Source organism: Methylomonas sp. 2BW1-5-20 (genome assembly GCF_052474515.1).
The window spans coordinates 39,083-60,965 of record NZ_CP184127.1 but is presented as its reverse complement, the minus strand read 5'-3'; the positions used below and the strand labels follow the sequence as shown (position 1 = coordinate 60,965).

At 52.4% G+C, this 21,883-nt stretch carries 16 protein-coding genes; 4 read left to right on the top strand and 12 right to left on the bottom strand.

Annotated elements, in window-relative coordinates; genetic code table 11:
* Nucleotides 1–58: 58 nt before the first annotated feature.
* The 7 genes from ACH50O_RS00265 to ACH50O_RS00235 form a co-directional block, all read right to left on the bottom strand.
* Entirely contained in the window at nucleotides 59–2,587 is a 2,529-nt protein-coding gene (locus ACH50O_RS00265; RefSeq protein WP_446810073.1) for a 6-hydroxymethylpterin diphosphokinase MptE-like protein, read from the bottom strand.
* Nucleotides 2,588–2,610: 23 nt separating this feature from the next.
* Nucleotides 2,611–3,465, bottom strand: a complete 855-nt coding sequence (locus tag ACH50O_RS00260; RefSeq protein WP_446810072.1) for a flagellin N-terminal helical domain-containing protein — start codon at nucleotides 3,463–3,465, stop codon at nucleotides 2,611–2,613.
* Nucleotides 3,466–3,737: 272 nt separating this feature from the next.
* Entirely contained in the window at nucleotides 3,738–5,105 is a 1,368-nt protein-coding gene (gene radA / locus ACH50O_RS00255) for a DNA repair protein RadA (protein ID WP_446810071.1), read from the bottom strand.
* Between the two features lie 78 nt (nucleotides 5,106–5,183).
* Nucleotides 5,184–6,776 carry a phospholipase D-like domain-containing protein gene (locus ACH50O_RS00250; protein ID WP_446810070.1) on the bottom strand — a complete coding sequence of 531 codons (1,593 nt, stop codon included), beginning with the start codon at nucleotides 6,774–6,776 and terminating at the stop codon, nucleotides 5,184–5,186.
* Between the two features lie 60 nt (nucleotides 6,777–6,836).
* Nucleotides 6,837–8,333 (bottom strand): endonuclease/exonuclease/phosphatase family protein, encoded by a 1,497-nt coding sequence (locus tag ACH50O_RS00245; RefSeq protein ID WP_446810069.1) that lies wholly within the window; start codon nucleotides 8,331–8,333, stop codon nucleotides 6,837–6,839.
* A 50-nt stretch (nucleotides 8,334–8,383) separates the two neighbouring features.
* The gene (locus tag ACH50O_RS00240) at nucleotides 8,384–9,973 is read right to left on the bottom strand and encodes a glycoside hydrolase family 57 protein (RefSeq protein ID WP_446810068.1); all 1,590 of its coding nucleotides are present in this window, start codon (nucleotides 9,971–9,973) and stop codon (nucleotides 8,384–8,386) included.
* Between the two features lie 7 nt (nucleotides 9,974–9,980).
* On the bottom strand, nucleotides 9,981–10,676 hold the full coding sequence (locus tag ACH50O_RS00235) for a DUF4912 domain-containing protein (RefSeq protein WP_446810067.1): 696 nt from the start codon (nucleotides 10,674–10,676) through the stop codon (nucleotides 9,981–9,983).
* Between the two features lie 184 nt (nucleotides 10,677–10,860).
* Here ACH50O_RS00235 and glgX point away from each other — a divergent pair, with 184 nt between their 5' ends.
* Nucleotides 10,861–13,059 carry a glycogen debranching protein GlgX gene (gene glgX, locus ACH50O_RS00230; RefSeq protein ID WP_446810066.1) on the top strand — a complete coding sequence of 733 codons (2,199 nt, stop codon included), beginning with the start codon at nucleotides 10,861–10,863 and terminating at the stop codon, nucleotides 13,057–13,059.
* Nucleotides 13,060–13,080: 21 nt separating this feature from the next.
* Here glgX and ACH50O_RS00225 read toward each other — a convergent pair whose 3' ends face one another.
* From ACH50O_RS00225 to ACH50O_RS00215, 3 genes are read right to left on the bottom strand one after another with little or no spacing between them, the layout of a single operon-like run.
* Complete coding sequence (locus ACH50O_RS00225; protein ID WP_446810065.1) at nucleotides 13,081–13,590, bottom strand: hypothetical protein; 510 nt, start codon at nucleotides 13,588–13,590, stop codon at nucleotides 13,081–13,083.
* Nucleotides 13,587–14,228 (bottom strand): hypothetical protein, encoded by a 642-nt coding sequence (locus ACH50O_RS00220; protein ID WP_446810064.1) that lies wholly within the window; start codon nucleotides 14,226–14,228, stop codon nucleotides 13,587–13,589. Before ACH50O_RS00220 ends, ACH50O_RS00225 begins: the two co-directional genes overlap by 4 nt.
* Complete coding sequence (locus tag ACH50O_RS00215) at nucleotides 14,225–16,024, bottom strand: VWA domain-containing protein (RefSeq protein ID WP_446810063.1); 1,800 nt, start codon at nucleotides 16,022–16,024, stop codon at nucleotides 14,225–14,227. Before ACH50O_RS00215 ends, ACH50O_RS00220 begins: the two co-directional genes overlap by 4 nt.
* A gap of 136 nt (nucleotides 16,025–16,160) precedes the next feature.
* On the opposite strand from ACH50O_RS00215, the gene ACH50O_RS00210 reads away from it, so the two are divergent.
* Nucleotides 16,161–17,333 (top strand): phosphoglycerate kinase, encoded by a 1,173-nt coding sequence (locus ACH50O_RS00210; protein ID WP_446810062.1) that lies wholly within the window; start codon nucleotides 16,161–16,163, stop codon nucleotides 17,331–17,333.
* A gap of 45 nt (nucleotides 17,334–17,378) precedes the next feature.
* Here ACH50O_RS00210 and ACH50O_RS00205 read toward each other — a convergent pair whose 3' ends face one another.
* Nucleotides 17,379–18,152 carry a hypothetical protein gene (locus ACH50O_RS00205; RefSeq protein WP_446810061.1) on the bottom strand — a complete coding sequence of 258 codons (774 nt, stop codon included), beginning with the start codon at nucleotides 18,150–18,152 and terminating at the stop codon, nucleotides 17,379–17,381.
* 7 nt (nucleotides 18,153–18,159) lie between these two features.
* The gene (hslO, locus tag ACH50O_RS00200; RefSeq protein ID WP_446810060.1) at nucleotides 18,160–19,041 is read right to left on the bottom strand and encodes an Hsp33 family molecular chaperone HslO; all 882 of its coding nucleotides are present in this window, start codon (nucleotides 19,039–19,041) and stop codon (nucleotides 18,160–18,162) included.
* 75 nt (nucleotides 19,042–19,116) lie between these two features.
* Between hslO and msrA the strand changes: the two genes are divergently transcribed.
* Entirely contained in the window at nucleotides 19,117–19,752 is a 636-nt protein-coding gene (gene msrA / locus ACH50O_RS00195; protein ID WP_446810059.1) for a peptide-methionine (S)-S-oxide reductase MsrA, read from the top strand.
* A 255-nt stretch (nucleotides 19,753–20,007) separates the two neighbouring features.
* Nucleotides 20,008–21,861: a methanol/ethanol family PQQ-dependent dehydrogenase gene (locus ACH50O_RS00190; protein ID WP_446810058.1), complete on the top strand. Its 1,854-nt coding sequence runs from the start codon at nucleotides 20,008–20,010 to the stop codon at nucleotides 21,859–21,861.
* Nucleotides 21,862–21,883: the final 22 nt, after the last annotated feature.

Sequence of the window (21,883 nt, the reverse complement as noted above, 5' to 3'; positions counted from 1 at the left end):
TGCATCAAACCATGCTTCCGCCTTTAACTTGGCTGCGTTGATAAATTTCAGGTCAATTTCACGATGAGTTCTTCAAAGCGCTACCCACATCCTTCATTTCTGAAAGATGCCGCCTCATAACAATCGCGGCTTCATAATCGGGTCTTTGCTGCAAAATGTAATCCAACATCATTTCGGCACCTTCATATATTTCGCACTCCCCGTATAGGGCCGCCAACTTCATTTGCACTAAAATATCTCGCGGAAATTGGCCAATATAAGCGGCGTATGAATCTATCGCCGACACCATGTCACCGTGTAAACGTTGAGCCTCGGCAAATAACGGCAAATAGACCGGATTGAGCTGCGATAAGCATTCCAAAGCCAGCTTAGCGGTCTGCGCATCGTCGCGCTCCACGCCTATCGATGCGATTCTAGCCAATGCTTCTTCCAACAAACCGTCACCGATATCAACGATCTGTTGATAGGCGTCAAGTGCGGCATCGAACTGCTTATCCAATTCAGCCAAATACCCCTCAACCAAAAAGCGGTAAGAAATTGCCGCCTCCTGTTGCTCATGCTTGACTAAGGCGGAACGTAAATCGGCCAATTCGGCGGTTTTATTATGTTTAAATAATAAACCCGCCCGCTTTTTAACTGCCGCCAAGTTACTAAGATCCTTGGCTCGAGCCATATGCCGCGTATTGCGATCGGAAATGACAGCCGCAAACCGCGCGTCCAAGTCATCGAACTGCCTCCCCACATCCGGCGACAGCAATTCCGATGAAAAACGTTTACGCCATAGCCTGACGCGCCCATAGCCCCTGTCTTTCTGCGCTTGCTCCACCAATACAGGAAAATCCGGCCGCGCATCCGCTTCCCGGCGCCGAGCATTAACACGCTCTATAGCTGCATCGATCAATCCCAACAACTTGTTAGCGCCTTCCGCGTAGGCGTTGTAATAAACGTTGCCAAGCTGTCTAGCCTCTTCCGCGCTCCAATCCTCATCCTCAAAAGGCTTCGCCAATTTAATTAAACTGCGAATACCAAACTTCTTGACCAACTTGCTGAATTGCCGATGTTCGCGTTTAAATTTTTTCTCGATTTGGTCCAGTTTTTTCTTGTCGTAAAAACTGACGATAGCGCCTTCCGTGTTATACATCGCGTCATTAATTTGACGAGCATTTGCCGATAATTTTGCTATCGCTCTAACCTGATACTGCGCCCGCCTAAGTTCGTCGGCTACCTTATCGAGATTTTGAAATTGATCTTTAGCCGAGTTCAGCTTCTCCGCCGCCTCCGCCGCAATATCAAACACATCACTATCAAGCTGAAGCGCCGACAGCGGCTGATATTCAATATCTTTTATTTTGGCCGCACCCTCGGCCACATTGATCAACCGGCAACCTGCGTTGTTCAATAATTGCGCCTGCCGGGCCAAAGACTGGATTGCCTGAGCAAAATCGCAACTGGTCGGCGCCATAAAGCCCGCGTTGGTTTCCACTTGTAATGAGGTCAGATTAAATCGCGGCCCCGCCAATTGTTCGTCGCTACCCTTGGCGTGAGTAAAGCCTTCTCGGGTAAAACACAGATCCACGCCGATCAAAATCATCCGGCTGAATCCAAATTCGTAGGCAACGTTTAAAGCGGTATTGGTAACCGTAGGGCCCGCGCTGCTGAGATTTTTTACGTTCAAATCCGATTGCCAAGGCAGTCGAGAACCTAAATACAACAAGGTGCCCGTCCACTGACTGACCAAGGTGGGCACGGCATGGTGCGAACAGACAAAAATCGTCTTATCGCTGAAACTGAGCATTTCCTTGCTAATATCGAAACTGAGCTCGGTCGGATCAACAGAAAACACAAAATCGGGCTCGATACCGGCCGCCAACAGTTGCCTGGAAATGCGGGAAACGGCAAATACGGCCAATTGTTGCCGGTGTTGTTTTATCCAGGGCAATGCCTGATCCAATGACGGACCGCCGGCAAGAATTGCCACTGTTCTGCCGGAAAACGCTTTTGCCAACAATTTTGCCGGCATTCGGTTATCGGCAACATTATGAATTTGGCGAGACATAAACGCCTCAGTCCCTAACTCGGCGCTATAACGCCAATTTAATTGGGACAGCACCTCGGTAATATGCCAACTCAATTCGGCATATTCATTGATAAAGTCGTCTTCCGCGCAAAAGGCATTGACCGACTTAACCGCGTCAATATAGAAATAATCCGCAACTTTAAAATTCTGTAGCGCCCTAGGCCAATCATCCGGGTTGACGCATACGATGCGCTCGTCCAACTCGCCCAATAGATCGTAGGCTTTTAACGCCAGCAACACCGAATCGGGTTCGATAAAGATATAACGCGTACCTTTTGGCAACGGCCTACTCTGGATATACCGCAGCAGCATACCCGAGTCCGTACCCACGACAATATTCAGTTCATCTTCCTTGAACAGAATTTCGCCGAATTTGGTATCGAACAACGCCCCTGCGCTGACTTTGTCAAACGCGTGGCGATTCAGATTGAAGAAATAACTGTCCCCAAACGAATTAATCGTTAATGGACCAAGCAATTGCCCGTCTACCAAACTTATCGGATCTGTCATATGTCACTTTTATTGGTCTGAGCTTATTGCAATAGTTTCAAGACCCCTTGCGAGACTTGATTCGCCTGCGCCAACATTGCCGTACCTGCCTGTTGCAGAATTTGACTGCGTGTCAAATTCGACGTTTCAGAGGCAAAATCGGCATCCATAATCCGCGAACGAGCGGCGCTTTGATTCTCAACGGATGATTGTAGATTAGCAATCGTCGTGGTGAAACGATTTTGGATTGCACCTAAGTTGGAGCGGAAAATATCGATCTTTCCAATGGCAGTGTCGATTGCATCAATCGCGGAGCGGACGAAAGCGGAACCCGCATCGCTACCGATGGAACGATTAGTGCCGAACAACTCATTAATGCCCGACATACTGATCAAATTGGAAACTGTAACCGAAATCTGATTGTCCGATGCGGTATTGGCGCCGATTTGAAAATTTGCGCCTTGCAAGGAACCGTTAAGAATCTTCTTACCGTTAAATTCGGTATTGGTAATAATCCGCTGTAACTCGTTCCCAAGTTGCTTAAACTCGGTTTGCAACTTTTGCCTATCGCTATCACTCACCGCCGCACGGTTTGCCGCCTGAATCGCCAAGTCGCGCATCCTTTGCAAAGTTTCCGTTAGGGTACCCATGCCTGCCTCTGCGGTCTGCGCCATGGATATGCCGTCGTTGGCATTACGCATCGCAACCGTCATACCGCGAATTTGCGACGTCATACGGTCGGCAATCGCTAAGCCCGCCGCGTCGTCTTTCGCACTATTGACGCGCATACCTGACGACAATCTTTCCATGGACGTTTGCAGGCTATCGTTAGTCCTGCTCAGATACTTCTGGCTGTTCAATGACGCGATGTTTGTGTTTATAACCATTGATGATGGCATGACCGTTCTCCCGATGAATCTTTGATGATTTAGGCATTATTGCCGCCAACACCATTCATTCACCTTTCATGCCATAAATTTTTTATATTTATATTTCAATGCATTATAAAAATCAGCTTGTCCATGAGCGGCAAACTCAAACCCAGAAATTCAATTTATTGCCGCCCCTGAGAATTCACAGTCAGATTCTTGACGCGAGACAAGCACCCATGCCGGTTTTGCGAATGAAGCTTAAAAACACCCCAAACCCTGCATTCCGCAACAGTGCAAGGTCACAAATCCGCCAACACCGCCAACGCTTCCTGAATATTGCTGACCGCATGGATTTGCAAGTTCTTCACCGCATCCTTGGGTTTATTACTTTTCGGAATAATCGCCCGTTTGAAACCGTGCTTGGCCGCTTCGTTAAGGCGAGCATGACCGTTGGCAACCGGGCGAATCTCGCCATTCAAACCCACCTCGCCGAAGAAAACCGTATCGTAAGGAATGATGCGATCGCGCAGGCTGGACACCACGCCAATCATGATCGCCAAATCACTACTGGTTTCCGTCACCTTGATGCCACCAACCACGTTGGCGTAAATCTCGTCGTTACCGGTAAAGATGCCACCGTGGCGCGACAATACAGCCAGTAGCATCGCCAGCCGGTTTTGATCCAAACCCACCGCCAAACGGCGCGGATTGCCGTACTGGCTTTCGGTAACCAGGGCTTGAATTTCTACTAGTAAGGGCCGAGTGCCCTCCCATAGCACCGTCACCACGCTGCCGGGCGAGGGCTTTTCCGCGCGGGACAAAAACATCGCAGAGGGGTTTTTCACTTCCTTCAATCCGCTGCTTTCCATCGCAAAAAAGCCCAGTTCGCCGACGCTGCCGAAACGGTTCTTGTCGGCGCGCAATACTCTAAAGCGCGAATCGTCGGTGCTCGACAACACCACCTGGGCATCGACGATATGGCTTAAGGTCATCGGCCCGGCCAACGATTGATCCTTGGTAACGTGGCCGACCATGAAAAACGACACGCCGGTGCGTTTGGCGTATTGCGTCAGATAGCTGGCAGACTCGCGCACCTGTGATACCGAACCCGGCGCTGAATCGGAGTCGGCGGTGTACATCACCTGAATCGAATCGATGATCACCACCTTGGGCTGCTCTTCATCGAGTATCTGGCAAATCTGCTGCACCGAAGTTTCGGCCAGCATCTTGATGCCGGCGGTATTCAATTGCAGGCGGTGAGCGCGCTCGGCGATCTGTTGCAACGACTCTTCACCGGAGACATAGAGCACCGGCATTTGGTGGGCAATATGCGCGACGGCTTGCAGCAGAATAGTACTCTTACCGGCACCCGGTGCGCCGCCGATTAACACCACGCTGCCAGTGACGATGCCGCCGCCCAATACCCGGTCGAACTCCGCCAGACCGGTCGAAATACGCTCGGCTTGCGCCAGATTCACTTCGGACAGCAAACGCACTTCGCTACGGCTGCCGGCATAACCGGAATTATCGCGCGCGGTTTTACCGCTACCCAGCTTCACTTCCTTGATGCTGTTCCAAGCCCCGCATTGATTGCATTGTCCCGACCAGCCGGGATAATCGGCGCCGCATTCGGTACAGACGTAGGCGGATTTTTGCTTTTTGGCCATAAGCTCAAATATCGCTATTTAAGCGCCGGCTCGAAGCAAAGCACCCACAAATTAGCTCGAGAGGAATAGCTGCCATCATCAATAAAACACCCTAAACAAGCGCTGAATCTGGCCAAACTCGTACAAATACGGCTGCGCCACATCGCGGTTGGCGGCGACGACGATCAAGTCGTGGGAGAACACCGAGGTGTTGTACCAGTTGAAACTGCCGTCGATGACGATGTAATCGTCGATCACGCAATATTTGCTGTGAATAGGCGAATACGGCACCGGCAAATCGTCCTGTCCATACACCAATCCCACGCGCACTCCGGCATCGCGCAAACGTTGTACGGCCGGCAATAGGGGCCGTGCCAGTTCATCGGCCATGCTGCGCTCGACGCCGATTTTGCCTTGCCGCGCCAGATGGCCGTTGAACAGCAATTGCACATCCACGCCACGGTCGCGGGCCTGAATCAAAGCACTGACCACGCTGTCGTGATGATCGCCCAACAAGTCGCCGATCAAAAACAGACACAACTTCAAGGAACGGCGGGCGCGATGAATTTCGGCCAATATCGCGTGGTGCGGGCGATACGGGCGGCCGTTAGCCATGGTTTGCCGGCCGAAGGTGTACAGCAAATTGAACGGACTTAGCGGATCGACGCCATACCTTTGGATTACCCCGCCGCGCTGACTCTGAAAAATATTATCCAGCAAGCGGCAGACGCCCTTGGAATGAAAACTCATCCCCGATTCCCAATTGGCCCACCAACGATCGAAGGTGATGTTGAACGAACCGATAATGCAGTCGTCATCGTTGAAGATCACGAACTTGGTGTGCATGTCCGGTTCCACTTCGATCAAGTGGTGTTTGGGTGTGCAAAACACCCCGATCAGTTCGATGCCGGAGCGTTTCAGGCGCGCATAATTCTGGCTATTGGTCAGCGTCATCTTCCGCCAATCGACGATGCATTGCACCCAAACGCCCTGCTGGCTGGCGTGAATCAAGTGGTTGATAAAATCGCCGTCGTCTATGCAATCCACGCTGACTTTAATGGTGCATAAGCGGTCGGGTTGACTGTGCTTGGCCGCGATTACCTTGTCGATATGATCGTGAATAAAGCGTTTGGGGTGATAGGGATGAAACTGCTGACCCTTAGTGAACTTAGGCGTGAGTTGCAAGGAATCGAAATGATGGTTGTACCAATCCACATCGCTCTGCAACTGGCCGGGGTCCAGTTCGTAACTACGGAAATGGTTAGGCGTGGCCCAATGCTCGTTAATATGGCGTTGCTGCGGGTGGTTATCGCGCAACTGGTCGCCGTCCATGAAAATATAATCGTGGCGCGAGGCAATCGAATGCTCGCCCAAATGCACGATAAAGGAAAATTTGATGCAGCTGATCTTGCCGAACTGCCCGGAATTCGGCATCACGTAAAAATCGCGCGTCGAGCGCTTGTGCTTATCCCATTCCACGTCGTAAGCATCGGTGTCGACGATATAGGTTTCGCAAATCGACTCCCGATACACCTTCAGTACCACTTTCAAATTGGCGGCAATGCCGTGCGACATGTCGAAATCTATCTTGCCCCAACGGACGTCGAAGGTTTCCCGGAAATCGTTGCCGCGTTGAAAATAACCGCCGAGTTTGCCAAATACCGGTTTGGCATAGTGTTCTGCTACTTGCATATGGTGCTGCCTAGTCAAACAAGCTTAAATTCAATCGTAAAATCGCCGAGGCGATTCAGTCTATAGCGGCTCAAACGTCATCAGGTAGCCGCAATGATCGGACACGGGTCCGTAATCCTGAGCGGTGAACACGGTCCTGGCCAAACTGACTCGCAGCCCACTATCCCGCTCCATGAAAATGTAATCGATCCGATAGTCGTCGGCCAGATAATCCCGCCAATGCGGATCGTTCACCCGAAAAATTTGTTGAAACAAGGCCGGAGCGTTGGCCGCCAGATATTGGTCTTCATACTGATGGCTGCTTACGACCAATTGGTAACCGGTCGAACCGGCGGCGACATTAAAATCGCCACACAACAAAGTGGCATCGACCTCGGCATCGCGCTTACTGTCGGCCCAGGCCGAGAGCCGCTGAAATTGCTGCTGAAAGCCGTCTTCCCACCAACTTAAATGCGCAGAGAAGACATCGATGACGCCGATATAGGGCACCTTGATGCGCGCCGCGACTACTTTTCGGGAATGGATACTGTAAACGTCGCGGCTTTCCGAGACGTAACGCGCTTCTTGCTCAGCCAACGGATAGCGGCTGAGGATGGCAACCCCTTCGCGGAATTTATCAAACCCCAGGTGCGACCAGTCACTGTACAGGTAAAACGGTTTGGCCAAGCGTTTGTTAATGATATTCGCCGAATTCGACGGCCAATCGCCGTGACCGTTATTCCAGTACTCCGCCACTTCCTGCAGGCAGACCACATCGGCTTCCAGTTCGTCGATGGCTTTGGCGATTTGCCAGAACTTCCGGTCTTGCTCGTCCTCCTGGTAACAATGCAGATTCAAAATCAGCAAACGCAGCGGCGTGCGGCTTAGATCATAATTTCGGCCGGCATTGTTGTCCCACAGCGTCTGCTCGCTGCTTTCGCAGCAGATACTGTATTGCACGCGAAACGCATCGGCCACCTTGATCCGTCCACCCCATAGCTGAGCGACGTGCAGACCGGCATAGCCGGCTTTAGTGGCTGATTTTTTCAGGGATTGTTGCCGGCAAGTAGTCGTGTGGCTATGTTGCCAGTTATCGACAGTCCAATGTATCGTGACTTTTTCAATCGCCAATCCGACATCGACCGCGAGTTTGATCGGCAGGGAATGTTGCCCGTCCTGGAGCCGCTCGGCGTGTGTCAACTGCAGCACCTGCGCGGTACTAGTCAATCTGCCGCCGCTACCGGCACCGCTAAAATAATCGCTGCCTTCGTTATTGTCCCAATATTCGCCGCCAGCGGTTTGCAAACGCAACGCAAAACGAATATCGCCGGGTATTTCAGCATGCGCTTGCGGCGGAAAGACGATCTCTGCCTGCCAATCTTCCAGCCCGCCATCCACCTTGCGCTTGAACACCGCCGGCAAATACTGCCAGACGCCATCTTCCCCTGCCCAGACCACCTCCACCTGCTTGTGATAATCCAGGTCCGCGACCCGCATTAAAAACAGCAGGGACTGCTGGCAAGCGGCGGCTTTGCCGGTCACCTTATTGGCGACATATAACAACTGGATGTTTTCCATAGCTCCCCCCGGAGTTAGGTCTGGACGGCGTGCCGAACAGTGCGAACGGTCTAGGCGGCATAAGCGCGAAAATCAATGTCCGGAAAAATATCGTCCATGATTTCCAACGCTGTCAAATAGCGTTCATCAATGCGATTTTTCCGGATCGCGTCGTGCAGATAATTGAAACGGGCCAAATGGTCGGTAATACGCTTGCGGGCATAGTCTATGGTCGTGCCTGCTTTCATAATAAACGGCCAGTCGGAAGACTGCGCCAGCAATAACGATCTAGCCGCTTGATTCAAAGCCCTTTTCTGCAAGGCGCTGACGCTGAAGCCGCGCAAATCGCCGGCCAGTTTTTCCATTTCAGCTGCAGCCTTATGCAATAAGGGATAGATCCAATCGTTGCTTTCGTTTAACCAGTAACTGGAATAACCGTGCTCGCCCCAACTGGAGGCCGCCGGCAAGGCCCGCACATGCTGTAAAGGCAATTGCAAATAATCGCCGCAACTGACGGTCTGGATACCGTTTTCGGTACTCGCCGCCAAACGCAACACTTGCTCCAGCCATAAAGGTCCTTCGAACCACCAATGTCCGAATAGTTCAGCATCGTAAGGTGCGACGATAACCGGCGCTTGCTGCATTTCCGCAACTAGCACATCGATTTGCTGTTGCCGGCGCAAGATAAAATCCTCGGCATGTCGGCGCGCCTTGAGCTTGGCGAGTTCCGGCTGGTAAACCTGCTTAGGTTGCTTGGCGCCGGTAATGCGGTAGTACTTGATGCCGGTGTTGATGCGGGTTTCGCCGTCCAGGATATAGGGCGCGATATATTCCAAGGGCAAGTCGAAACCGATGTCGCGGTAATACTCGCGATAATCGCCGTCGCCCGGATAGCCTTCCTCCGCACTCCAGACCTGCCGCGACGAGGCCGGGTCGCGGCCGAAAGCAGCCACGCCGTTTCCGCAATCCAGCGGCGCATATACGCCGTGATGCGGCGGCTGATCGGCATCCAGAACGGCATGCGTATCGACGAAAAAATAGTCGACGCCTTCGGCTTTTAATACTTGTTCCAAGCCCGGGTAGTATCCGCATTCCGGCAACCAGAACCCGCTGGGCGCAAAGCCGAATTGGCTCTTGAAGCTGGCAATGCCTACTCCGATTTGATTGCGCACCGACACCGGACTGACATTCAACAAGGGTAAAAATCCGTGCGTGGCGGCTGTGGTAATCAACTCCAGAGAACCGGCGCTTTGATACCGTTGAAACGCAGTCAATAGATCGCACTGATAGCGTTGCTGATAGCGATGTAAGGCATCCTGAAACAACTGCATATACAATTGGGCCAGTGGCTCAAACTGTGGCAGCCGGCGCGTGCGCTCCAACTCCCGCTCCGCCAATTCCAGCCTGCCTTGCAGATAATGCAGATAGCGGTTTTGCAGCAACGGGTCGCGCAACATCGTCATCAGCGTCGGCGACAAAGACAATGTCAGCCGATACGGCACCTGATCGTAATGCAGGCGCTCCAGCATCGCCAACAACGGCAAATAGCATTCGGTAATCGCTTCGAACAGCCAGTTCTCCTCAAAAAAACTGTCGTGTTCGGGGTGATGCACATAGGGCAGATGGGCATGCAGAACGATGCTGAGATAGCCTTTGTTCATCAGGAAATTATTTATTTTGGCCGGACGCGGTTACGACAAGCGCCGAAGACGCTTGGGACGGCGGTATTATAAACTGCGCCATCGTCGGCGACAGCCTTTCCGTAACGGCCGAAATTTGCGGCGCTGTCTCGGCAGTATTGGAATAGGCCAACGCTTTGAATTCCCGCTGTTGGTTTAGCCGGCCTATCGCCACTTGGTAAATACCGGCCATGCAGGCGTGGCCGCCCGGTAACGTAATCTGCTGCTGACTGCGTTCTGCAGCGACCGGCACGTCGAACCAAGTACGAATGGTCTCGGCCGGCGCGGATACCGCTTCGTTCGCTTCCGGTTGACTGTAAACCCTTAAGGTCAATGGCTGCGGGTTCTCAACCGGCTCCACCACGCTAGAGGGGGCGGAAACTGGCGGCGGTTGCGCTTCGTCGAGCTGCCAATACACATGCAAATGTTCCGGATCGATCGGCAAGGCCACCAACTTGGCCGTAGCAACGCTGACGGCAACTTTGGTCCGGGGGGCAAACTCGCGACTGATCTGCTGACTGATACTTAACAGTTCCTGCGGCGAAAAACCGGTACTCGCCTGCCGCGCCGCGCCGGCTCTAAAACGGCGCGGCGCAAAGCCGCGGCTAATCTCCAGGCTGATAGCCCGCATTTCCTCTGCCGAAAGCGGATTGCGGGCTTGAGACTGTGAGGAGGAAAAGGCCATTGGCAACGTTAACGGGTCGGGTGACTTAAGTTTTTCCTGTCTACGACGGATATTCCGCAGCATTCCGCAATCGCGGCCAGGCCTTGTAGACTCTAACCGTTGTCGATTATTTACGCAAGGCGTAGGCCTGCAGCCCCCATATGCAGTAAAATCAGCGCTAATTCACAGTTTCTCGGTCAAGGGCATGCACAAACCATATAGTTTAAAGTCAGGGAGTCCCTATCCGCACGGCGCCAAGGTAAGCGAGGGCGGCGTCAATTTTTCCATCTCCAGCCGTCACGCCACCAATGTCGAACTATTGTTATTTTCCGAGGCAGACAGCGACAAACCCTTACAAGTCATAACCTTACAGAAAGAGAAGCACCACACCTTTTTCTCCTGGCATGTGTTTGTGGAAGAACTGCCGGTCGGCATTTGGTACGCCTGGCGCATTGATGGCCCGGACAATACCCGAGAATCTGGCTTGCGCTTCGATCGGGAAAAACTGTTGCTGGACCCCTGGGCTCGGGCTATCAGCGATAAGCTATGGAAACGTTCCGCCGCCTGCCTGCCCGGCGATAACAGCCAGTTTGCGATGCGCGCGGTAGTCGTCGACGACCGTTACGACTGGGAAGGCGACACACCGCTGGCAATCCGTAGCGAAAAAGCCATTATTTACGAATTGCACGTCGGCGGCTTTACCCGCCACCCCTCGGCCAAGGTTAAGCATCCCGGTACCTTTATCGGCCTGATCGAAAAAATCCCTTATTTGAAAAAATTAGGCATCACCCATGTCGAACTATTGCCGATCATGGCCTTCGACGAACAAGACGTGCCGCCGCATACATCGGATCTAGGCCTGAAAAATTACTGGGGCTATAGCACCCACAGCTTCTTTAGCCCGCACCCCGGCTATTGCGTGACGCCGGAGCACGGCACACATATCCGTGAATTCCGCGATCTGGTCAAGGCACTTCATAAGGCCGGTATCGGTGTGATCATGGACGTGGTGTTCAATCACACCTCAGAAGCCGGCGCCGACGGCCCGGTCATCAATTTTAAAGGCATAACCGGCAACAGCTTTTATTTGACGGACAAACAAGACAAGCGGGTGTTTCACGATTACACCGGCTGCGGCAACACCGTCAACGCTAATCACCCGCTGGTCACCAACTTCATCATCAGTTGCCTTGAGTACTGGGTGCGGGAAATGCACGTAGACGGCTTTCGCTTCGATTTGGCCAGTGCGTTGGCGCGCAGTGAAGACGGCAGCGTGTTGCAAGATCCGCCATTGGTCTGGGGCATCGAACTTTCCGAACAACTGGCCAGAACCAAGTTAATCGCCGAAGCCTGGGACGCCTCCGGCTTGTATCAGGTCGGCAATTTCCCGGGTTATCGTTGGGGAGAATGGAATGGCCGTTACCGCGATGTGATCCGCCGCTTCCTGCGCGGCGACACCGGTATTATCAGTGAAGTGGCTACCCGCATTTGCGGCAGCAGCGATCTATACCAGCACCAACACCGGCTACCTATCAGCGGTATTAACTTCGTTACCTGCCACGACGGCTTTACTCTGAAAGACCTGTTCAGCTATAACGAGAAACACAACACCGCCAACGGCGAAGGCAATCGCGACGGCTGCAGCAATAACCTAAGCAATAACTGCGGCGCGGAAGGTCCGACGCCCGATCCGGCTATCTCCGCGCTGCGCCGTAAAAAGGTAAAGAACTCCTTCGCCATTCTGCTGCTCAGCCACGGCGTGCCAATGCTATTGGCGGGCGACGAATTTCTGCACTCCCAGCAAGGCAATAACAACTGCTACTGTCAGGATAACGAACTCAGTTGGTTAAACTGGGACAAGGCCAAGGACAACGCCGATGTCCTGCATTTTGTACAACACATGATACGGTTGCGCAAACGCCATCCAGCCCTGATGCGCAGGAACTTTCTGACCGGCCGGCAAATGGAAGGCAAGGACATGGCCGACATAACCTGGCATGGCCTGGAGATCGATCAAGCGCCGCGCTGGGACGATCCCGCCACCCGCATCCTGGCCTTTACCCTAGCCGCATTGGCGAAAGACGAGGCGGATCTGCATGTGATATTGAACATGTCCGACACCAAACATACCATGCAGTTGCCGCCGCTTACGGGTAAGAGCTGGTGTCTGGCGGTTGATACCGCACAGAAATCGCCCAGGGATATCGTTGATCCAAGCGAACAAAAACCGCTGGGCAAACTGTGTTATACAGTAGACGAGTACTCAGTTGTGGTATTCGAAAGCGTAAATCAGCACGGCACAGACGGCGGCGACAGCATATCCAAACGCTCCGCCAGTTTTTTCAGCAAGCTGACCGGCATCAAATTACTCGACCAGCTCACCACTGAAATTACCGCAATCTAGCAGCCTTTCCTTGCAATCGCGTTAATCGAACACATCACCCCAATCCGGCGGTGGCGGCCCTTCTTCCAGCGGGGCAGCTGCCGCCTCTGGCGCTTGATCGCCAGCCACCGGCGAGACCTCCGCCGTTTCCGCTCCAACATCCGCTTCCCCTTCCGCTGGTTGCGCATTCGATTTAGGCATATTGTCCAAATAACTATCCAACAAACGGCACAGATTTTCGTAAAAACCGCCGATCGCCTGTTGCTGCATTTGCTGTTCCACAAACCCATACAAAAACTGCTTTTCCGCTGCGATGAGATTTTCGCTCAACTCCTGCGCCGCCTGCTCGTCCAGGCGATGTTTACTGATTAAGGCCAAGGCTAAGCGATCACCACGCCGCGGCTGCCGATCCTTGATGTCTTCCAACAATTCTTCGATGCCGGCCAGCCGTCGGCGTTTGTTTCGTCGATTAACGACAAGCAATACGATCAGCCCGGTTAACAATACCAGCGAGAATTCTCCCAACAACATGAGCAACAGCGATTGACTCATTTGCCCAGCTCCTCAATACTCTCGCGCACACCGCGCTCGGCGTCGTAAAAAATTTGCAGCATTTTCTTGCTGCTGTTCTCCAGCTCCAACGCGGTTTGGTTACCGCTAAATACCCGCGTGTACTCGGCCGACATTTCATCGATGGTTTTCATTGCGTTATCCAACTGCCGCACCAATTGTTGGTTAATCCGCTCCATACCGGCCAATTGATTCGACTGCCCCGACTCATTCGCCCGCTCCACCGGCGCCGGCGCGGCCGTTCCGCGAGTCGCCAACAGATTCTGATACGGTTCGGTTAGCTGGCCGACACGCTGCTCGATTTCATTCAACAACACCAGCTCGCGATTTAAAAACAAGCGGATCACGCCCTCGAACAATGCCCGTTCCGAGGCGTTTACCTCCTGTAATAAAGGCTCGATTTCTGCAGGCGTCAAACCGCAGCTTTCCTCCAAAAACTGTTCCAGCCAACGACTTTTGACGATCGCCTGCTCCTCAAGTTCGGTGATAAATTGGTCGATTTCCGCCATTTCCTTGCCGCGTCGATTTCGCGAAATAAAAAACAGCACGATGACCAATAGCGTCAGGAACGCCAAAGCCTCTCCCGCCAATATCACCACCACGGAATCGAATGGGCTCATGACAATCTCTCCAGTAACTGCCGCTGCTTTTCGGCTTGGCTTTTTTTCAGGTAACGGTGAATAAAAAATCCGCCGACGGTTAAGAACACATTGATCGCCAGCAAAATGCCGCCAACCAATAACCAGTTGGTTTTAAGCTCGGCGGGCGGCGGATGTTGCTCGTGATCCGTTTCGGCTTCTCCGGCATGCTCGCCTGCAGGCTCATGATCGGGTGCAGTTTGTTGCTCGGACGTGACCGCCGGCGCTGCCGTCACCTCGGATTTCTCCGCCGGCGCGAACCAACTGTCGTCAATGCTGAGGGGTTTGATCGCCGGCGTCAGCAGCTTACCTTCAAGATCTTTGGCCATCACATTGAAAGCGACGTGCGTAATTGTCTCCGGCGGCAAACTGGCCAAATCCAGGGTCCAGACACCGTCTTTTCCAGCCAATTCGCGGGTTTCCGGCGCCTGTCCGCCCTGACTAATTACGGCGCTGACCACCAGTCCGGCGGGGTCGATCAGCTTGGTATCGGGTAGCAATTTTAAGCTGACCTGCCGCTGAACGGCATCCACATGCTTCTCGACCGTGATAGGCGTGGCAACCACTTCGATTTCGTGAATAATTTCCCGCTTGAAGGTCTTACCGTCGGCCACGATTTTCAGCAAATGTTTACCCAAGCTCAAATGCTCGACGTTATGCTCATAAAAACCCGGCTCAGCCGTCAAACCGCGCATTTTCGAGGGTGCTTGCTGATCTTGGATAATTTCCAAGGTCAGCATGCCCAGAAAATCGGCGCGGGCTATCAGTTTATCCTTATCGGTAAAATGCGCTTTTACTTGTAAAGTTTCATTCTCGCCGAGGAAATTCGGAATTTCGCTGAGCTGCAGCTTTAAATCGGTGACTATCATCACCTGGTTGTCGGGATCGACCTCCGCAATCAAGCGCCATTCGCCAATCATGGGCTGTTTTACGGTGATCAGGTCGTAAGCCTGACTTTCCAACCACGACACATTGGCGACCATATTTTGCTTACTGAGCTTCTTGCCGTCCGGTACCAGCAACTGGGTCGGCGCGGCATGCGGCTTTTTAAACACCAGCACCGAAAACTCATGAATCCCGCTATCGACGTTAAATTTGTTATCGGTCAGCGGCAAAGTCTCTTTCGGCGCGGCTTTTTGCGCCATTTTTAAAAACACCCGCTGCAGTTGCTCAGCCGATTGCGCTGTTTCCGCCCAGCCGCCGGTTTCGAACGCCAGTTTCTCCAATAACTCCTTATCGGCCTGTTCCGACAGCGCAATGGTTTGCACCTGGATGTTTTGCTGCTGCAGCTTGGGTATCCATTCGCTGAGAATGCGTTCGCGGGAATCCGCGCTTTGCATGATGTCTTTGGAAATATCGACAAAACCATCGGTCAACAAAATCAGATGTTTTTTGCCGCCGCCGCTAAACCCTTGGCTGAGCACGGTCTGAATCGCATCCTCGATATGCGTATACAAACCGCGGGAATGAATATTGGCAGTCGCTTTGCTGGCCTGCTGTTTCCACGCAGAACTGACGGCATCGGTCGCGGACAGCGGTGCTGTTTTTTCGGCAAATAGCCAAAATGCTGCCTTGGCACCGTCCGGCAACAAATTGACCAACAAACGGCTAGCCTCAATGCGCAGATTGTCCGGATCGTTTTGTTTCATGCTGCCGGATACGTCGATCAATACCTGTATTTCTTCGGTGCCGGCCGAAACGGATGCCGACTGACAGTAAGCAGAGTTGACAGTGAGCATCAGCGCGCAGAAAACCGTAAAAATAAACGACTTGCACATAAGTCCGCCGGTAAAAGTTTAGGCAATGGTTAGCAAATATAGCCCAAGCATCTGACTAATCAGTTATTTTTTAATTCAGGCTGCGGCCGCCGTTACACTTTATAATGTTTTTACTATTTCAACCAAAGGAGAACTTATGTCTATCAAACGAATGGTCGATCTGGATTTGGCGGGCAAGCGCGTATTAATCCGCCAAGATTTGAATGTGCCGGTCAAAGACGGCAAAGTCACCAGCGACTTGCGCATCCAGGCCAGCGTCCCCACCGTGGAAGCAGCTTTGGCCGGGGGCGCGGCGGTGATTTTGATGTCCCACCTGGGTCGCCCTACCGAGGGCGAATACGACGAAGCCTCCAGCTTGAAACCAGTCGCCGAGCGCTTTTCGCAATTGCTGGGCCAACCGGTGCGTTTGGTTAAAGACTGGCTGGACGGCGTGGACGTAAAACGCGGCGAAGTAGTGCTGTGCGAAAACGTGCGTTTCAATAAAGGCGAGAAGAAAAATAATGCCGAACTAGGCCAAAAAATGGCTGCACTATGCGACATTTTCGTGATGGACGCTTTTGGTACCGCGCACCGCGCTGAAGCCTCGACCCATGCCGTAGCCGAACACGCTGCCGTCGCCTGTGCAGGCCCGCTGCTGGCCGCCGAGCTGGATGCGCTGGGCAAAGCCCTGGAAACCCCTGCACGCCCCCTGGTTGCTATCGTCGGCGGCTCAAAAGTCTCCACCAAACTGACCGTGCTGGAATCTTTATCGTCTAAAGTCGACCAATTGATCGTCGGCGGCGGCATCGCCAACACCTTTATCGCCGCAGCCGGTTACCCGGTCGGTAAATCCCTCTATGAAGCGGATTTAATCCCCGAAGCCAAACGTTTGATCGCTTCGGCAAAAGAACGCGGCGCAGATATTCCGGTGCCAGTCGATGTGGTCTGTGCGAAAGAGTTTTCCGAAAACGCAGTGGCTACAGTAAAAAACGTGGCCGACGTGGAAGCTGACGACTTGATCCTGGATATTGGACCGGAAACATCCAAACAATACGCGGAGATTCTGAAAACCGCCGGCACCATCGTCTGGAACGGCCCAGTCGGCGTATTCGAAATCGATCAGTTTGGCGAAGGCACCAAATCGCTATCGTTGGCAATTGCCGAAAGTCCGGCCTTTTCCATTGCCGGCGGCGGCGACACGCTGGCGGCCATCGACAAATACGGCATCGCCGATCAAGTGTCTTACACTTCGACCGGCGGCGGTGCATTTTTAGAGTTCCTGGAAGGTAAGGAATTACCGGCCGTAGCCGTATTGCAAGCTCGGGCTTAAGCGTTGATCCAAGGCGGCTCGCCCGAGCCGCCTTATTTTAGAGCCTTACAAGCCGGCTACTTTTTTTTGCTCTTCGTCTTGATAATCGCGGTAATTGATGGAAATTTTCAAGCCGGCAAAACGGCCGGACATTTTCACCATTTCCGAGGTTTCCTTATCGAACATCAGCCTGACTTCACTTAAGGCTCTGTCTTCGTAACCCTCTTCGATCTCTTTGGCGTCCAGACGGAAGTGATATAGATAGACTTCTTGTTTCTCCTCTTGCGTAATTTCCAATGGCTCACCCAACTGTTTGATCACCGTGGCTTTTTTCGGCAATATCGCGGCGATTTTTTCTAGTTGATCGGCCTTGGCTTTCAGCTGTTTCTTTTCTTCGTTAATTTCCGCACCACCCAAGGATCGGAACGAAGCCTCCAGAAACTCCGGAGGAGCGATTTGTAAAAACAGATTGGAAAAAGTCCAATCCGTGATCTTATCTTCCTTGTTGAAGGCCAAATCCAGGTAGAAACTGATCTCGGGCGCAATCAGCTTGCTATCTTTATCGATTTTCCTGAACCAATACCGCCAACGTTTGCCGTTTGCGGTGTTTTCCTCGTTGCTGGCGTGCAGTTTGGCCAGCGAAACGAAATCTTCGCTCAACAGCTTGGGCTGTTTGAAATGCACGGTGAAATCGTCTTTGGAGGTGACCGCGAAATAACGGTCGAATTCGTCCATTTGCAAATAGGTCTGGTAGGCGTGCAACCAGTATAAACAACCGGTCATGGTACTGAGCAATGCGAACGCCAGAAATAAGCGAATATAGCGATTAAGTTTATGCATAGCGCCCTCAATGCCGGGTAGGCGAGTTAGTATCATTTTCGGCTGCCGGATTAGTCAGCAGGTTTTCCACATCGATCTTGTCGAAACGGTATTGGGCTCCGCAAAATTGACAATCAACCTCAATGTCGTCGCGTTCCCGCAAAATGGCTTGCAGTTCCGACCGTCCCAAGGCGGCTAAAGTGCCGCCGATTTTTTGCCGAGAGCAATTGCATTTGAATTCGACAGCTTCCGGCTCGTAAATCCTGACTTTCTCTTCATGAAACAAGCGATGCAGCAAATCTTCGCAATCCAGGTTCAACAACTCGTCGGAGGTGACCGTGTCGGCCAGGATTTCCAGATGCTCCCAGTCGGCTCTATCCTTATCTTCGCTAGGCAATTCCTGGATAAACAGACCCGCCGCATGAGTTTTGTTCGCAAACAACCATAAGCGGGTATCGAGTTGCTCGGACTGACTGAAGTAGGTTCTCAACACATCCGCCAGCGATTCCGCTTCGACGCCGACGATGCCTTGGTAGGGATCGGCATTCTCCGATTCCACCGTTAACACCAACCGACCGCCATCGCCTATCATTTCCTGCAAATTCGCACCGGCAACGCTGGCTTCGCTACGCACCAGCCCCCTAATCCGCCTGTCGTTGCTGGCTTGCGCCACCAAGGCTTTCAGATCGCCGCCGCCTTGAATCTGCATGATCATAGCGCCTTTGAATTTGATGGTGGCCGACAGCAGTACAACCGCCGCCAAGGCTTGGCCCAATTGCGCGTCCACGGCATCGTTCACTAGGTTCTGATGCTGCTTGGCCTGTTGCCAGCTATCTTGCAAGCGCACCCATTCGCCGCGGACGCCATGTTCTTCAAAAATAAAACGGCGTAAGCAATCTTGTTGTTTCATGATTATGTTGGTTCCTGTAAACAGAGCGAAGATTATAATCCCCACCAACCCATCATTCGACCTCGGGATGCACTTATGTCATTTCTATTCAAAAAAACCGCGATGCCTAACGCCGAGCAGGCCTTACCCGGACGCCAGCAAGCTATACATAGCGGGCAAACCCATGCTGTCAACGGCCATCCCATCCATCCACCGTTTCCGGAGCATTTGCAGCAGGCCGTGTTCGGCATGGGTTGCTTCTGGGGCGCCGAACGCAAATTTTGGCAGCAAGCCGGCGTATTCAGCACTGCTGTCGGCTATGCCGGCGGATTTACCCCCAATCCGACCTACCAGGAAATTTGTACGGGCATGACCGGCCATGCGGAAGTCGTATTGGTCGTATTTGACCCCTCCATGGTTTCTTATCGAGAATTGCTGGCAACATTTTGGGAATCGCACAATCCCACGCAAGGCATGCGTCAAGGTAACGATGTCGGCACGCAATATCGTTCGGTGATTTACTGCCGCGACGATGACCAATTGCAAGCAGCTATAGCCAGCTTACGCCAATATCAAACACAGCTGACAGCGGCAGATTTGGCCGAAATTACAACCGAAATTCGCGCCGCCCCGCCTTTTTATTATGCAGAGGAAGACCATCAGCAATATCTGGCTAAAAACCCATCGGGTTACTGCGGCCTGGGCGGCTTGGGGATTTGTTTTCCGCTATAGGCAAATCGGCGGAAAATGCTAAGGCATTATAAGACTTGATATTATTGTTCCGCCGTCATCCGTGCAGAGTTTTTCCGGTTGACTTTTAGGAAAAAATCCTTCAATTTACGCGTCTGGTGTGGCTCTCCAGCTGAGTTCGATAGATACCGAACAAGCCCAAAGGGCAGTCATCCAAACAGAGCTTTAAAACTAATATTAGTCTTAACAACACAAAACCGTACTCTGTCTCATCAACAGATTACCAGGAGGAAACATATGAAGAAGCCTGTAAAAAACTGGCTGCTTGCTTCGACTGTAGCTACTTTACTTGCTGCACCAACTGTCTCTACCGCTAACGACGACTTAGAAAAATTAACCCAAAACCCAGCTAACTGGGCATCTTGGGGCGGCGACTACGCCGGCACTCGTTACAGCAAACTGTCGCAAATCAACGCTCAAAACGTTAAAAACCTGCAACCAGCCTGGTCTTTCTCTACCGGCGTTTTGCGTGGTCATGAAGGCGGTCCTTTGGTTGTTAACGGCGTACTGTATATCCACACTCCGTTCCCTAACACTGTTTACGCGATCGACCAAAAAACCAAAGCAGTCATCTGGGAATTCACCCCGACCCAAGATGCTGACGTGACGATTCCAGTCATGTGCTGCGACACCGTTAACCGCGGATTGGCTTACGGCGACGGCAAAATCTTCCTGCAACAATCGGACACCGTTCTGACTGCACTGGATGCCAAAACCGGTAAACGCGTGTGGAGCGTGCAAAACGGCGACCCAAAATTGGGTATGACCAACACCAACGCACCTATCGTTGTTAAAGACAAAGTCATTACCGGTATCTCCGGTGGCGAATTTGGTGTTCGCGGCTTTCTGGCTGCTTACAACATCAAAACCGGCCAATTGGATTGGAAAGGTTACAGCATGGGTCCTGACAAAGACACCCTGTTGAAACCCGGTAAATCCACCACCTGGCAAGATGGTAAAGTCACTCCCGTTGGCCCTGACTCAGGCACCAGCACCTGGAAAGGCGACCAATGGAAAATCGGCGGCGGCACCACCTGGGGCTGGTACTCTTATGATCCAAAATTGAACCTGGTCTATTACGGTTCAGGCAACCCATCTACTTGGAACCCGGTACAGCGTCCGGGCGACAACAAATGGTCCATGTCATTGTGGGCTCGCGACGCCGACACCGGTGAAGTTAAATGGGTTTACCAAATGACTCCACATGACGAATGGGACTATGACGGTATCAACGAAACCGTTCTGGTTGACCAAGAAGTAAAAGGCAAACTGCACAAAACCATCGTGCATTTCGACCGTAACGGCTTTGGTTACACCCTGGATCGTGAAACCGGCGAACTGTTGGTTGCCGAGAAATTCGACAAATCAGTTAACTGGGCTTCTCATGTCGATCTGAAATCAGGCCGTCCGGAAGTGGTGCCGGAATTCTCTACCGAACACCACGGTGAAGACGTTAACACTGTAGGTACTTGCCCTGCGGCGTTGGGCTCCAAAAACCAACAACCTGTTTCTTACTCTCCACAAACCGGCCTGTTCTACATCTCGGGCAACCACTTGTGCATGGAATACGAACCATTTGAAGTATCTTACACAGCAGGCCAACCTTATGTAGGTGCTACGCTGTCTATGATGCCTGCCGGCGCTGACGTGCTGACCGGTAAAAAAGACGGTACTACCAACCTGGGTCAATTCACTGCATACGATGCTAAAACCGGCAAAATCGCTTGGTCTAACAAAGAACAATTCTCTGTTTGGTCAGGTTCGGTTGCTACAGCCGGCGGCGTCGTATTCTACGGCACCCTGGAAGGCTACCTAAAAGCGGTCGATGCCAAAACCGGTAAAGAATTGTACAAATTCAAAACCCCATCAGGCATCATCGGTAACGTCAATACCTGGGAATTTGAAGGCAAACAATATGTTGGCGTTCTGTCAGGTATCGGTGGCTGGGCTGGTATCGGTATCGCTGCAGGCCTGGACGACGGCTCTTCCTCAACCAACTCAGAAGGTCTGGGTGCGGTAGGTGCGTACAGAAGCCTGAGCTCTTACACCAAATTGGGTGGTACACTGACTGTATTCGCTCTGCCTAACTAAGATCTAATTCCTTAGATCGTCA